Genomic DNA, 15,881 nt, shown 5'->3' with positions numbered 1-15,881 from the left:
GTTATTTTTAGGTTTATTCCCATTTTCTATTACATTCACTTAATAAAAAGTGAAAACGGCTAAATCTTACAAAGTATTAGCGAAAGCTCAAATTTCAATCCACTCACTCAATAAAGAGTGAGACATAGTGATGGTAAACAAACTCTCAATGTCACTGTCATTTCAATCCACTCACTCAATAAAGAGTGAGACAACAAGAGGCCGTACCTCCTATTGTGAGTCAAAGTATTTCAATCCACTCACTCAATAAAGAGTGAGACACCAGTAGAAAGCAGATCAACTAAAAAATAGTAAAATTTCAATCCACTCACTCAATAAAGAGTGAGACATGAAGATCCTGACTGGTATCAAAAACCTGATACATTTCAATCCACTCACTCAATAAAGAGTGAGACTTGACAATTCCGCCTAACCATTATAAACTAAAAAAATTTCAATCCACTCACTCAATAAAGAGTGAGACCGAAATTGTAGAAGATATTGAGGAATATTTAGCCATTTCAATCCACTCACTCAATAAAGAGTGAGACAGCGATGCCAAAATGATTACAGCCTAGGTCCACTATTTCAATCCACTCACTCAATAAAGAGTGAGACCAATGACAAGGGAGAGAAATTAGTATGTTAAAAGTATTTCAATCCACTCACTCAATAAAGAGTGAGACGTTTCTTCGTCCGAGTACATAACTATTAAAACATGAATTTCAATCCACTCACTCAATAAAGAGTGAGACGGTAAATTTATCGCAGAAGTAGTGAAGTGCTATGATTTCAATCCACTCACTCAATAAAGAGTGAGACTCCAAAGGTGGTATGTTTTTTCTTGCCAATTCATGATTTCAATCCACTCACTCAATAAAGAGTGAGACTGTCAAGGATCAGGCAAAACCTCAAGTATGATCATTTCAATCCACTCACTCAATAAAGAGTGAGACCAAAACCTTTATCTAAAAAGTCCCAATTTTCAGATTTCAATCCACTCACTCAATAAAGAGTGAGACATAGTAATGATTTTTATGAGTGATGTTAAATAAAATTTCAATCCACTCACTCAATAAAGAGTGAGACTGGGTGTACTTAAGAGTTCGGTCGGCAGTGCTGTAATTTCAATCCACTCACTCAATAAAGAGTGAGACAATTTTTACCTTTGAAGAATATAATGAATTAAGCATTTCAATCCACTCACTCAATAAAGAGTGAGACATTACAGAAATGGGCGGTGATCCTTTTGACGGTATTTCAATCCACTCACTCAATAAAGAGTGAGACATGTAATCATGACTTTTACACAAGGTAATGTATTAATTTCAATCCACTCACTCAATAAAGAGTGAGACCATTTTTATCTATAGTTTCATAAATTCTTTTTAAAATTTCAATCCACTCACTCAATAAAGAGTGAGACTAAGGACGTTTTGCGGACGGTTACACAACAGAGATTTCAATCCACTCACTCAATAAAGAGTGAGACGAAGTACGTTGAACGGTCATTTGAGCGCTCGAATCATTTCAATCCACTCACTCAATAAAGAGTGAGACAAAAAGTCCCAATTTTTAGGAATTATTAAACTAAATTTCAATCCACTCACTCAATAAAGAGTGAGACCATTTACCATTTCACCAAGATTCAACTTTTTAAATTTCAATCCACTCACTCAATAAAGAGTGAGACTTTTTAGGCGTTGAGTAGTAGGAAATGATTGTCTATTTCAATCCACTCACTCAATAAAGAGTGAGACAGAGTTTGATAGTTTGAAAGATTTTTTCCGTAGTATTTCAATCCACTCACTCAATAAAGAGTGAGACTTGCATGTCCGAGTACATAACTATTAAACCACAGATTTCAATCCACTCACTCAATAAAGAGTGAGACTTGCATGTCCGAGTACATAACTATTAAACCACAGATTTCAATCCACTCACTCAATAAAGAGTGAGACGTTGTTTTATTTTTGCTTATTTGTCATATTTATCAAATTTCAATCCACTCACTCAATAAAGAGTGAGACCATTAATTCTTTGTTCTGATTGGTTAATCATATCAAATTTCAATCCACTCACTCAATAAAGAGTGAGACTGGTCCATTCTTTGTCAATCACAAATAATGCATCATTTCAATCCACTCACTCAATAAAGAGTGAGACGCTCATTTAAAATGGGTTGCATTACGCTCCCAAAATTTCAATCCACTCACTCAATAAAGAGTGAGACCGTGAAAATAGTTGATATTAGTAACATTTTGATATCTTTATTCATTAGAAATAACTTTAAGATTAAAATAAGATTAGAAAAACGAACGAATATCATCTATTTTCGACTAATTTTTGGTGCGGATCTCCTAGGGTTTTTATGTGCACTATAGGTTCGCACCTAAAAAATCAAACAATTGTTATATCAATTTTACCACAACCAAATGTAGTATTCCTACCAATATGTAGCAATTGTGCTAAATTTAACAACGGAATAAAGGGTGTTAAGTCACCTTCAAATGTTAACATACCTAAAATACCAGTAAAGTCCATTTTCTTATTTCGTCGTGTAGAATAACGTTTTAATTCATATGGATAAATCAATGATTCTGATAATAAAACAGCTTGAGCTAATAAACAAATATCTTCCACTTCCTTCAAGTCTACATGACCACCATATCGTTCTGTTAATTCTATAATTCTTTTGGAAATATTTCGAATAATAGTGGCAAAATCTAGTTGCGTAACTAGTTTTCCTTTTCTTCTAATTCTTAAAGGTGTTTGCAATTGGATAGCGCACCACTTCCCTTCTTGATACTCAGGAAAAATATCCACTGCATTATCTATCGCTGAAATTAATTTTGGCTGCTCACACTGCCAAATCAATGATAAATCTATCCCATGAAAAATACGATGTATACGAAATGGCAATCTTCTTGCGCCTAATTCTAATTTATTTCTTTCAGCTAGTATCGTGATGATTTTTTGATACCAAGAAGTCGCATGACCTAATAAAACAAATGAAAAAAACAACTTATCTCCTTTTTTGTACTTTTGCTTAGGTTTTGGTGGCTCAATAATATAAGGGTTCACTGTGTGTGCTGCAGAATGACTAGTATGATTATTTTCAAAAAGATCATAATAAACCTGTTTGTCTTTTTGTAAGGCCCAGCCTAATGCGCCCCTTAACGTAGAACCTAAAAATGAAGGTAATTCTCCATCTTCTTGACATTCCAAACAAATAAGTAATGGTAAATAAGTAAAGCTAAACAATGGCATTGACTTAGTCATTTTGTTGTCTAACCTCCGAAATTTCTATCATTCCATATGGCAATAATGTACTTTTATCAACAAATAAACCAGATTTAACTTCCTTCTCTGAATTAACCAAATGAGACAATAGCAAGCCTTTATAGCCACCAACGATCAATAGATATTTGTCAGTAGCCTGCTCAGATTTCTCTAATACTTGTTTTACCTGATTTTTTACACTAATAACTGTTGCATCATATTCTTTTTCAGTTGTCGCTTGTTCAAGTGTTTCATACCATTGCTTTAATAATTGAACTGACATTTTATGCTGTTGTTTTAAACAATTTATAATAGACTGCTGACTGAATAGTTGACCAGAAAGAGTGACATTTTCTTGACACATTTCAATGTCAATATTTTTAAAAAAAGTACCTACTTTTATTTTTTTTTCATCTGTAGCCAAGTATTGTACTTTGACCAATTTTTGTAAAATTATATGATGGTATGGAACCAAAATATCATCCACTAGTAATTTGTAAGTGCCTTCTATTCCTCTCCTTAATACACCTTTCATTGACGAACCTGGAATATAATACTGTATACGTTCCGAAGGTTGCTCATAGTTCTCATACATACCATAACGAGAAAATGGATAAATGATGCGAATGCTGTTTGTTGTTTCTACACTTTGATCTGACTCCCCCTGCTTTTCTCCACATTCCTGATTAACATTTCCCAGGTCATCAATGAAATATGCTTCCTTTTCTCTAGGTGAAAAAATGACTTTAGATAAGGTAGTTATCTTATAAGAATATTTAAGCAAATGATTCATATGTGACTCCTTTCAAATCAGGCATAGGATACAAAAAACTCTGCCCAAAGGTAATCGCGTTATTTTTTAAATGGGATGGGGTATTTATTGATTTGCTAATTTGTTCTTTCTGATTATTCTCTTGCGCAATTATGCTCCCCGCTCCAATAAAGCTAATAAACTGTTTCTTTGTTTTCTGATTTCTTTCACCATAATTTTCATACCCACGTCGTTCTGAAGTATAAATTTCAATAAAAGAGCGATCAAAATCAAACTGATTAGGTAAAAGCAAGCCTAGATTTAAAAATAGTTCTGCCTCTGGAAAAGCTAGATTTTCTTCTACTTTAATCGCTGAAATAGTATACGAATTTAAACCTTGAGAACTCCTTGGCCCTAATGTAAAAACTCGTTCTTCTACTTGTGCTTGTTCTATAAAAGAAAGCAACGGCTGAATTTTAGCATTCCCTGTGAAATAAAAACAAAATTCCGTTATCTTTTTAACACTATCCTTACTATTTTTTTCGATCACAGTAATTTCTGGTACTGAAAAAATATTTGGGGGTAATCCTGGCAAATCATATCGCAAACTTTCAATAGAAGTATGAATTTGTTGGCTATCTATGATCTGAACAAATGGGTAGATTTGAGCTATTTGTTTAGGATTTACGCAAGCCACCGTCAATTCTTTTTTTTGTAAAAAGTGACGTTTTTTTATATTTTTATATATGAGCTTTTCTCCTTCTATTCTGCTACTCAAATAAACTTTAGGAATAGGATAATAATTATTAGGTAATAAATTAGACAAGGAAAAATCCAATTGATATTCTTTTACCTGTTGAACAAATTGGCTAGCATGATCCTCCCCACTTTTTTCTGCATAAAGATAAGTCAATGCACCAAATAATTGATGAGAATCTGGTAAGTGCGTCATTCTCCCTAAACTTTCCATAGTAATTTTGTACGTCATTATTTTAGACATGACCCATGTCCTCCATTGCGGCAATAATCTCTACTCGACCGTAACCACGACTGCCAGAATTTCCTAAGCGATGAAAGCCTTCATTAAATAGTTGAAAACATTCTTCTAGAAGTGTAATAGTTAATTGGATAAACTTGTCCGGCTCTTCTAATTTATTTATATTTTGAAATAAAATACTGCCTTTGAAAGTAACATTGGGACAAACTGTTTTATAGGTTCGAGGCACAGCCGAAAGGTCATTGGATTGTTGATCGAAGCGCACAGAATTTTTTGAATCTATTGAAAAAATCGGCTGATTTGCTTCTTTCTTAATATTCATATCAGAGAATAGTAACTTAGGCGTTTGATTAAATCCTTCTATTCCAAATACATATTCTGCAGAAGCATTTTGTATAACAGATGCTACTTTTTCGTTCATTTTATCAAATTGTTCTTGTTCAATTTTAGGAAAATGCTTAGCTTCTTTTATTAACGTTTTTAAGTATTCTTGATAGATAATTGTCAGTTCTCTATACGCTTCGCTGTTTTCCAGTTGCTTGACTGAATGTCTTAAAGCACCTTTAAACGATGATCCTGGGATGTACGGATTCTCTTCATAGTCTGTTACTGTGTAAGAATCAATCCCACCTATCTCATAAGCTGTAGGCGATCCTCCGATAAATAGGTTAGATTTAGTCGTAATACTCACTGGTAGTTTCATTTTTTTCCTCCTTTTTTTATTTTTGTTTTAAATGTAATGCTTAGTTGATCTAATTTATAAAAAAGTAATAAGCTGTCTATCACATCATTTGTCCATTCCCCAGAAGCCATTTTCTCCTCTAAACGCACCTTATCAAAACACAAATTTGATGGTGCTCTATTCAATAATTCACGTTTTTCATCAATCTCTTGAATCTCTTCTTTTGTTTGTGTATTCATTGACTGAATCATTGCAATGCTTCTTTGATAACTCTCTGGTGTTCTTTCTTTTTCTAATTTCTTTAATCGATAAAACATAGATGAACCGATACGAAGTTTTCGATGAACCTGGGGCCGATGTTTTATTCTATTTGAAGAAGGTTTGTAGCTTTCTTTTTTTATAAATAAACTACCTAAAGACTGGGGATTTTCTACCTGTAAAGAATGCGTATATAAATAATCTATAGAACGATTTAATAAAAGAGTCGCACCTTTCTGCTGTAAGGTCTTGGGATATTTTTCTTTTACATTATTCTCTAGTGTAATTAATTGAAAACGAGGGGTAGAAAAAATCAAAAATAAACGCAGATAAGTTCTCAATTTTTCGAGATGTTTATTATCAAAAACTAATTTTTTCCCTCTTCCTTCTCTTTTTTCCTTTGGCTCTGACAATAATTCAATTAAAATCGTTAATAATGTAAATTCCGCTTTTTGTAGTTCCCAATCATTGCTGCTCCATGTTTGGGGCAATAAGTGATTAATAACAACATTAGAGCATCTCAATGGCTGCTCTGTGATTTCTGGTGTCGTAATTTTCTCTAAAAGGGTATAGAAAAAGCGATTGCTCGCTAAATCATCCTTTTGTTTGTCTTCAAGTACTTTTAACGCTGTATTCATCTTTCTGATTGTTTGTACAAATAAATAATAGCTTAACTTATCCGACTGTTTTTTCCAGAACACACTTTGATATTCTTTGTCTAAGATATCAAAAAACACCGCATGATTCAGGCATATTTTTATATGAGATGCCGTGAATGGGACATTTTCTACTAAGGGTGCATACTCTTTTTTTGCAGTATCTAATTGTAAATTTACTCGTTCATAATAGTAGCGAAGCGGCTCACGATTAAAACTAATATCTATGCCTATACTTGCTGATAAGTTTGGAATGTTAGTTTGAAATTGATTATTAAGACAATCAATTTTATTATTTAGTTCATAAAGAATTTCTTTACATAGTGTAATCCCATTCAATAAGTGCGGGATCGCCACTATAAAGAAAATATCGTCTCCTGCAACATAAAGTGGGAAAATCTTAAAATTATTTTCTTTGCTTGTATTATTTTTTACATGCTCGTTTACCTTCTTGGTTAATCGATGCAATGTTGGTAATGAAATCACTTCATTTAAAATATCGCTTAGCTGCACATATTGCTGACAGCTTTTCATCTTTTTAAACAGCAACCCCATCCCATCTAAATCCGCCTTTATGACCGCAGTTCGAAAATGATTGTTATTTACTTCTATCAGTTCTGTTTCTGGGGACAAGTCATTTATCGTTTCAGAAAAATAAGGATACTCAGTCAATGGTATTTCACTTCGTTTATCTGCTCTTTCTAGCTCCTTAGAATAGGTAAATAGAAGCTCTTGATTACGATTAATGATGCTGTTTAAACATTGGCTTTGTTTTAATTCACTTGTACACTGCTGAATTGCCTTTAATTGATCGCCTTGAAACGGTGCAGAAGGAATACAGATATATTTTAATAATAATTGTCCCTGTAACTCCACATAATATTTTTGAAACAGATCATCTAACAAAGAAAATACTTCTGCTTGAGATAAGCCTGTTGTAAAAATATACTTTCCAGAACAAGACAATAAATAATGATTCTCTTCTTTTGAAAATCTTTCTTGAATATCTTCTTGAAATTTACTTGAGACAAATTCTGAAGATGAAATAACCTGACTTAATGTTTTATTATTTGTCTGGCTTTCCTGTGCTTGGCTACTTAATTTGTAGTACAAAAACGTTTGAACTTTGTCAATCGAAACAGCAACAACATTCTTTTTCACTAATTTCCACCTACTTTTGGTGCATTCTTTTGAAACATTTTTACATATTTTCTATGAGGAAACATCATTGGATTGTTAATTAGCATTAATAATTGGTTTAACTGAAAATGAAAGGATAGTAATGGATTCCCCTCAATTTTATATTCTTTTAGTGTTACTGTTTCCAGGTCTGTTCCTTTTTCTTTTACTTTTTCTAGCTTTTCATCATTAGAGTCTATTGTATGAAAATTTAATGCCGTAAACCATTCCCACAATGTGCGATCAGGAGCATAATCAATTAAGATTTTTTGGGTATTTGCATTTGTCGAAAGAATAATATCAAAGTATTTTTCTAAATAGGCTTTTTTCTTAGTATCAGGAATACTTTTTACACATAAAATCCGAATAGGTCGTGTGGATTGTTGAGTAGAGGCAGCCTCTGTAGAAATATAACTTGCTAACCGAGCAATGCTTTCATTATGTGTTTTTAATTGCTGGATTGCTTCGTACCAAGGTTTAATTATTTTATCCTCTGGAACAACGCTCTTACATTCCACTACAATAGCAACAGCTTCGATAGGAATAAACTTTATTTTCCCATAGCAAAAAATATATGGGGTATACATTTCGTCTATAATGGCTAAATCAACTTCTCGAGAAATTTGTCCTTCTGAATCAATAATAAAAACCGAATGCTCAATCACAAATTTTTTAGGAATCGACTGTCTAAACAGATCCTGCCAAATTATTTCTCTCATAGTACCAATCGTTGTGCCATGTTTGTCATGAACCATATCTAATTGAGCAACAATTGATTTTTCCAATTGCTCATAATTTTTCCAAATATTTTTTATAACCGTCTCCCCTGTTAATACTTGTTCATCTGACATAATAAACGCCTCCTAAAATATAAACAATGTGTATTTAATTATATCATCAAAATAACATAATGTGAACATTTGAAAAAATTAAATGTCAATTTATCAGCTCATTGTTCTTGTTTTATATTACGGTCACAGTTTAATAGTGAAAAATCTTTATGTTTACTAAAACTTCAATTAAAGTTATTTTGCCGACACATGTGAAAAAAAGATGTTATCTTAAATTGAAGATAGGAATCATACTAATCGATTTCATTCTTTGGATTTTCTTCACCAACATTAGTTAGTTGATAAAGAACCAAAAAAAATAATCCAGATACCAATCAAGTTGACTGGTATCTGGATTTTTCGTTAGGACTTACGTCCCAAACGCATCAAATCTTGCTTATATGACCTTATTTCCCAGTAATCGAATCCCAAAGTCCACTAAAGAATCCTTTGATATTCGCCCAAAGACCTTTAGATTTCTCTTGAATTTGTTCTTTCGTTTTAGACAAATCTAATTGATTCACAAAGTCTTCAAAAATATTTTTATCTTTCATATCGCTCATTAAGGTAGTCAATTCTTTGACCTGATCTGTTGACATGACATCTTTGATTCCTTGACTTTGCAAAGCATTTTCAACAGTTTGTTGAATATCTGCTTGGGTTAGATTTTTACCATCAGCAGTTTTTGCAGCGAGTTCTTTTTTCGCTTGTTCTTGCGCTACATTTAAAGCTTTATCAGAATAACCGTCTTTGTTCTTATTTTCTTCTGTGATTTTAGATAGTACGTCCATTTCATCTTGGGCTACGCCTACGCGATCTCGATTGATGATTCCACCAGATTCTTCGACAATTTTATAGACGCCCGCTAAAGCTCCCGATCCATCGATCGGTACTGCTGAAGCAACGGTTAGCTTAGCATCTGATATACCAGCTGTTAGTGCTGCATTTTGATATTGGGCTTCTGTAATTTTTGTGATATTTTTAGGCGTTGCAATATCTACAGAGATTCCAGAACCTTTTTTCTGTGTTTCCATACGAACAGAGCTGTAAACAGCCCATTCTGGTGTAAATCCACCATCAGGAATAAAACTCATCAAATCTTGTCCTGTCGTTGTATATTGTGGTGTTTCGCCTTTAATTCCTAATTCTTTTAAAGTAAAATCTTTTTGTTCTTGTGTCAATGCATTTCCCAATGCAACCGCATTGATTTGTAATTCTTGCTCAGAACTTTGAGTTGTTTCCGTATTACTAGTACTGACTGATGAATTTTCTACTGAACTGCTTTGTGCAGTTGCAAAAGCTGTTTTTCCATTGTATAAACCTGTAGAAATCAAAAGTACTGTCATTGCTACAGCAATTTTTTTTTGTGTATATTTCATAGTAACCTCCTAAAGATTTACTTGTTGATTACTATACAACAATAAGTTTAGTTATTCCTTAAGTATGCTCAGTTTTAAGAAAATTTTATTATCTTTGCTGATTCAAAAATACATCCTTCTTTGTGAGTAAACCTATGACAAAAAAGTTTTTCTTAAAAAGAATTCATTTTTAAATCGTTCAAAACTAAAAAAGGACAAACGCAACATCTTCAAAATAGGATTAGATTTCCAAGATCAATTAGGTATCTAACTTATTTTCGAAGTGTAAACTTTTGTCCTAAATTTCTAGAAATTATTCGATTCAAAAACATTTCTATCAAATTCATCTGTTTTAATACCAACAATAATTGATGAATAGACATTTCCCATAACATTTAGTGGTGCTCTTGTTAAAGAATAGAAATAATCTAAACCTGCAAAAATAGCTACCCCTTCAATCGGAATACCGATCATTTGAAAAACAATTGCCATAGAAACAATTCCACCACCTGGAACGCCTGGATTTCCGAAAGATGCAACGACTGAAAATACTCCTAACAAAATAAGATTTTGTGTTGTAAATTGGATATCAAATACAGATGCACAAGCTACAGCAGAAACAATATTCGAGATCGGCGAACCGTTTGTATTTAATGCATTCCCTAAAGGCAAAACAAAATCAGATATTCGTTCTTTAACACCCATTTTTTTAGGTACATCACCCAAGGATACTGGTAATGTTATAGCCGAAGAAGTAGTCGTCACAGCTATTAACATGATATTTAGACTATTTTTAAGAAGTTTAACAATACTTAATCGATACCTTATAGCAATATAGAGGGTATACAAAACGAAGAATATAATATCTAATAAACTTACAATTATAATTACCTGAACAAGTGATTTCAATGCATCTATCCCACTTGTTCCAATGACACCAGCAAGCATCGCCGAAATCCCAATTGGTGCATAAACCATCACAATGGAGACGATCTTCATGATGACTTTTCTTAAGCCTAATATCAACTCATAAAGTGCATTCACACTTTCAAAACTTTCTTTCATTATATTTACAGAAATCCCAAATAAAGCTGCAAAAACAATAATTTGAACGATTACGCCATCTGCAAGTGCACCAACTGCATTATCTGGAATAAAATTTACAATGGTTTCTTGAATATTACCACCAGCAACCGCTCCTTTATATGCATCTGAATCTGGTGCAGTCAAGGTTAAATTAATCGGGATTATTTTTACTGTTATAATCGATAAAATAGCCGCCAAAGAAGTGCTGACAAAAAATACACTCAATGTTTTGAGCCCAACTGTCTTTAATTCCTTTAAAGGTAAGGAAGCTGTTGCTTCAACAATCGAACAAAAAATTAACAAAGGCACACACATCTTGACTAATCTCAAAAAGATATCACCTAAAAACTTTAGACTTTCCGCATTTTCTCCTATTACAAAGCCTATGATCAAGCCTATTATAGAACCGATAACAATCCTTGTAGATAAACTAGAGTTTTTTATTTTATTTAAAATCATTTTACTCATACTCCTTTTCAGTCAACAAAATAGTCACTAATTTTTTGTGGTGGATAATTAAATTTACCAATCTTACTTTGCGATAGATTACACTCTACAAATAATTTAGCTAATTTTACTGATACTGAAACAGGATCTATAACTGGAATTCCTATTTCTTCGCTTAATGAATCAGCATACATAGCAAATCTAGCACCACCTAATACAACGGCCTCCGCACCATCTTCTTCGATCATTTTGATGATTGTGTTTTTTAGCGATTCTTTTACAGTATTGTTTGTGTTCACATTTTCCGTATCCATTTCAATACCTCGCACTGATGCAAGTTTGCCTTCTAAACGAAGTAAATGTGTAAGATCTTCTTGATAAGGTACATTTTGTTTAAAAACAGTTAAAATTGAGTATCTATGCCCTAGCATGGTAGCAATGACTTGTGATCCTTCTGCTATTGATATAACTGGAATAGCTAATGCTTCTTTTAAAGCAAAGAAGCCAAAATTTCCGAACCCAGCTAATACGATTGCGTCTGGTTTCACTTCCTCTGTATAATCTAGGAGTCCTCGCACAAACGACCATACAGATTGATAATCACCAAATGTACAATCGATATGTTTAGAACCTTTTGGATTAGTATATGGGATCAATTCCACTGATGAATCATTAAACCCTTTTTCTGCTGATTTCATTAAAACATTTGTTAATTCTGTATTGCTATTTGGATTAGCCACAATAATTTTCATTTAAATCTCCTTTTTCATAAACTTAATTTGTTTTTAGAATATAGATATGGCCGGTTATCAACTAACTGTTCATAGGCTATTTTTCGATCTAATACGTCTCCTAGTATCAAATAATCTTGCCACCGATCAACTTCTTGATACTCAATATTTATTGTCGAACGCCACATCCCCTCTTTTATAAACATATCAATTGTCTTGATACCGTCATCAACGGAAATCGCAGGCCAATTCTTTTTAATGATATTTCTACACGCTTCTCCTCCATTTTCTAACAAATAAGATGTTCCTTTTTGAAGCCCAACAGCGAATTTTTCAAATTCATCTAATTTACTTTCAACTGTTTCAGGTAAACCGTAATAAACACTCCACGGTATATTGCTTCCTTTTCTAGTTAAATCACAAAAATTAAATCCTACCTGTCGATCAATCATAGAATGAGCAACATCTGGTTGGACAACAATAAAATCACCAAATCCTTTTTCAAAAAGATCACAGATCATAGAGGTTGAGAAATCATGAATAAATCGAATTTTGCTTGGGTCAGCACCACCTTCTCGAGCGCTACCGACAGTCATTAAATAATGACCAGCTCCGTCACCTCCAGAAACAAGTACTCTTTTTCCTTCTAAATTCTTCCAATCAAATCCCCCTGTCAATCTTTCTCTTGAAAGAATAACTAATGGACACTTAGACGCTATTTTTGCAACTGACGTGTATTTTTGAATATTCTGAGAATAAATCATCGGCAGCCACATTCCACCTAACACAACATCTGCCTGTCCATTTTCTAAATCATCAAGCCCTTTTGTCCAAGGATCAGGTAAATATGAACAAATGTTTAGGTTTTGTTCTTCAAAGAATCCTTGTTGTTCAGCAATATACTGTGGCATATAGTTCATTGATAATCCTGTTGCAGCAATTGTAAATGTAGTCAATTTATAAACGCTCCTTTTATACTATATTTAGGTTTTTATAGCAATAAATGCTAATTGTCCCTTGTGACCCGCTATTATAATTTTGTGGCTATTTGATTCAGTTGATATTTTGTACGTTTAAAATCAATCATTTCATTTTTTAAATCAAATTCAAATAAGACGTTTTTTATTTCTATACTTCTAGATATATTTTTCTAACTAACTCTCCCTAAATTGTAAGCGTTCTCCATTTTTATTTCATTGAACTATTTTACATTTTATTTATATTATTTGTTTAAAATAACCATTTATTACTAATTTTATACAAAAAACGATATATTATATATAATATATCGGTATAATAAGGCTATTTAAAAACTGTTTTGATGTACGATAATACACTTTTTTGGCAGCTTTCAAAAAGTATGTTGAAATTGTCAATTACTATTATCGATCGTAATTGCTGCTCTGACACAACAAACATGCTTAAAAGTGCTGAAGCTTGAAGAATCACATTTTTAACAAATGTAAATTTATCTCTTTTGTCTCAGCATAATTGGTAAAATAAAAAGGATTTCGCCATTCAGAACGGATTCTGAATGGCGAAATCCTTTAATACTTATTTATTTTGTATAATCTTTAACCAAGTCAATAACTTCTTCCATTGTATCGCAGTCATTTAATGCACGATCCGCAAGTTCAGCCATTTTCTTAGTATCTAGACGTTTCATCAAGCTACGCGTTTGAAGAATAGATGTCGCACTCATTGAGAACTCATCTAAGCCCATTCCTACCAATAATGGTACAGCCATTTGATCGCCACCCATTTCTCCACACATACCAGTCCATTTACCTTCTGCATGAGATGCGTCAATCACGTTTTTGATCAAACGTAAGATCGATGGGTTATATGGTTGGTACAAGTAAGAAACGCGTTCATTCATACGGTCTGCTGCCATTGTGTATTGAATCAAATCATTTGTTCCAATACTGAAGAAATCAACTTCTTTGGCGAATTTATCAGCAATTACAGCGGCTGCAGGAATTTCGATCATGATACCAACTTGAATCGTATCAGAAACTTTAGTTCCTTCAGAAACTAATTTTGCTTTTTCTTCGTCAAAGATTTTCTTCGCTGCTCTAAATTCTTTTAACGTTGCAACCATTGGGAACATGATACGTAAGTTACCATGAACAGAAGCACGAAGTAACGCACGCATTTGTGTGCGGAACATTTCGTCGCCACGTTCAGATAAACTGATACGTAATGCACGGTAACCTAAGAACGGGTTCATTTCATGTGGTAATTGCAGATAAGGTAATTCTTTATCTCCACCAATATCCATTGTACGAACTACGACAGGTTTGCCGTTCATTCCTTCAAGAACTGCAGTGTAAGCTGTATATTGTTCATCTTCCGTTGGGAAATCAGGAGAATCCATGTAAAGGAATTCTGTACGATATAACCCAACAGCTTCAGCACCATTGTTGTGTACGCCATCTAAATCTTTAGGTGTACCAATGTTTGCAGCTAACTCGATATGTTTACCGTCAGCAGTAACTGTTTCAGCATTTTTTAATTTTTCCCATTCAACTTTAAGATCAGCATACGCTTTTCCTTTTGCTTCAAAATCAGATTTTTCAGCATCAGTTGGATGAATGATAACATCGCCATCAATTCCATTAACAGCTAAAATGTCGCCTTCTTTCACTTTAGCAGTGATTTCTTTTGTTCCTACAATTGCAGGAATTTCAAGAGAGCGAGCCATGATCGCTGAATGTGATGTACGTCCGCCAATGTCCGTTACAAATGCTTTCACATAGGTGCGGTCCAATTGAGCAGTATCACTTGGTGTTAAGTCATGGGCAACCACAACAACTTCTTCGTTGATCATTGAAGGATTTGGAAGAGTAACACCTAATAAATGAGCTAAAATACGTTTGGCAACGTCACGAATATCAGCAGCACGTTCTTGCATGTAGGCATTATCATCCATTGCTTCAAACATACCGATATACATATCCGTTACTTCTTTTAACGCAGATTCAGCATTCACTTTGTTATCTTGTATATTTTGTTTGATTTGACCGATCATTTCAGGATCAGATAAAACCATCAAATGAGCATCAAATACTTGAGCTTCTTCTTCACCAAGGCTTTGCGCTGCTTTTTCTCTGATTGCTTTTAACTCAGTCGTAGATTTTGCTAGAGCATCATCTAAACGGCTTTCTTCAGCAGATGAATCATCTACAGATTTTTTGTCAAAAGATAAATCAGGTTGAACTAACAGGTAAGCTTTAGCAATAGCAACACCATCACTTGCGGCAATTCCCTTTAGCATTTCAGACATTATTCTGACAGTCCTTCTTTTTTCATAGTGTCTACGATTGCTGCTAATGCATCAGCTTCATCAACACCGTCAACTGAGATTGTTACGTCTGAACCTTGACCAACACCTAAAGACATAACGCCCATGATTGATTTAAGGTTAACAGATTTACCTTTGTATTCTAAGTTAATATCTGAGTTGAATTTACTTGCAGTTTGTACTAATAATGTAGCTGGACGAGCGTGAATCCCTGTTTCTGCTACGATGTGAAATTCTTTCTTTTCCATATAAATCGGTCTCCTTCATAAGTAAAATAATTTTTTATGTTAGGGTTTTCCTTTCTTGACACGTTTCAAAAGAAACTAGAATCTGGATAATAC

12 protein-coding genes and 1 CRISPR repeat array are annotated in these 15,881 nt (G+C 33.4%); all 12 genes read right to left on the bottom strand.

Going from position 1 to position 15,881, the window contains the following annotated elements:
- Nucleotides 1-91: 91 nt before the first annotated feature.
- Nucleotides 92-2,212: a CRISPR direct-repeat array (repeat unit 33 nt; unit sequence ATTTCAATCCACTCACTCAATAAAGAGTGAGAC).
- Between the two features lie 167 nt (nucleotides 2,213-2,379).
- The 12 genes from cas6 to AC4BC4_RS04615 all read right to left on the bottom strand — a co-directional run bounded on the left by cas6 (nucleotide 2,380) and on the right by AC4BC4_RS04615 (nucleotide 15,788).
- A complete protein-coding gene (gene cas6, locus AC4BC4_RS04670; RefSeq protein ID WP_490476929.1) occupies nucleotides 2,380-3,261 on the bottom strand; it encodes a CRISPR system precrRNA processing endoribonuclease RAMP protein Cas6 in 882 nt (293 codons plus the stop codon).
- Nucleotides 3,254-4,054 (bottom strand): hypothetical protein, encoded by an 801-nt coding sequence (locus AC4BC4_RS04665; RefSeq protein WP_490476928.1) that lies wholly within the window; start codon nucleotides 4,052-4,054, stop codon nucleotides 3,254-3,256. Before AC4BC4_RS04665 ends, cas6 begins: the two co-directional genes overlap by 8 nt.
- Nucleotides 4,038-5,012, bottom strand: coding sequence for a hypothetical protein (locus tag AC4BC4_RS04660; protein WP_490476927.1), 975 nt, complete (start codon nucleotides 5,010-5,012; stop codon nucleotides 4,038-4,040). The genes AC4BC4_RS04665 and AC4BC4_RS04660 overlap by 17 nt, the downstream gene beginning before the upstream one ends.
- Nucleotides 5,005-5,712 (bottom strand): RAMP superfamily CRISPR-associated protein, encoded by a 708-nt coding sequence (locus tag AC4BC4_RS04655; RefSeq protein ID WP_438758590.1) that lies wholly within the window; start codon nucleotides 5,710-5,712, stop codon nucleotides 5,005-5,007. Before AC4BC4_RS04655 ends, AC4BC4_RS04660 begins: the two co-directional genes overlap by 8 nt.
- A complete protein-coding gene (locus tag AC4BC4_RS04650; protein WP_490476926.1) occupies nucleotides 5,709-7,766 on the bottom strand; it encodes a Cas10/Cmr2 second palm domain-containing protein in 2,058 nt (685 codons plus the stop codon). The genes AC4BC4_RS04655 and AC4BC4_RS04650 overlap by 4 nt, the downstream gene beginning before the upstream one ends.
- Nucleotides 7,766-8,635, bottom strand: coding sequence for a DUF6602 domain-containing protein (locus AC4BC4_RS04645; protein ID WP_438758588.1), 870 nt, complete (start codon nucleotides 8,633-8,635; stop codon nucleotides 7,766-7,768). The genes AC4BC4_RS04650 and AC4BC4_RS04645 overlap by 1 nt, the downstream gene beginning before the upstream one ends.
- A gap of 386 nt (nucleotides 8,636-9,021) precedes the next feature.
- Entirely contained in the window at nucleotides 9,022-9,993 is a 972-nt protein-coding gene (locus AC4BC4_RS04640; protein WP_490476925.1) for a DUF1002 domain-containing protein, read from the bottom strand.
- 285 nt (nucleotides 9,994-10,278) lie between these two features.
- Nucleotides 10,279-11,517, bottom strand: a complete 1,239-nt coding sequence (locus tag AC4BC4_RS04635; RefSeq protein ID WP_490476924.1) for a dicarboxylate/amino acid:cation symporter — start codon at nucleotides 11,515-11,517, stop codon at nucleotides 10,279-10,281.
- 17 nt (nucleotides 11,518-11,534) lie between these two features.
- Nucleotides 11,535-12,257, bottom strand: a complete 723-nt coding sequence (locus AC4BC4_RS04630) for an aspartate/glutamate racemase family protein (RefSeq protein WP_438758585.1) — start codon at nucleotides 12,255-12,257, stop codon at nucleotides 11,535-11,537.
- A 14-nt stretch (nucleotides 12,258-12,271) separates the two neighbouring features.
- Nucleotides 12,272-13,192: an ABC transporter substrate-binding protein gene (locus AC4BC4_RS04625; RefSeq protein WP_490476923.1), complete on the bottom strand. Its 921-nt coding sequence runs from the start codon at nucleotides 13,190-13,192 to the stop codon at nucleotides 12,272-12,274.
- A gap of 602 nt (nucleotides 13,193-13,794) precedes the next feature.
- Nucleotides 13,795-15,522, bottom strand: coding sequence for a phosphoenolpyruvate--protein phosphotransferase (gene ptsP, locus AC4BC4_RS04620; protein WP_438758583.1), 1,728 nt, complete (start codon nucleotides 15,520-15,522; stop codon nucleotides 13,795-13,797).
- A complete protein-coding gene (locus tag AC4BC4_RS04615) occupies nucleotides 15,522-15,788 on the bottom strand; it encodes a phosphocarrier protein HPr (RefSeq protein WP_010773230.1) in 267 nt (88 codons plus the stop codon). The genes ptsP and AC4BC4_RS04615 overlap by 1 nt, the downstream gene beginning before the upstream one ends.
- Between the last annotated feature and the right edge of the window lie 93 nt (nucleotides 15,789-15,881).

The sequence above is a fragment of the Enterococcus sp. AMC1086 genome, assembly GCF_058216575.1.
This window is presented reverse-complemented; position numbering and strand designations above follow the sequence as displayed.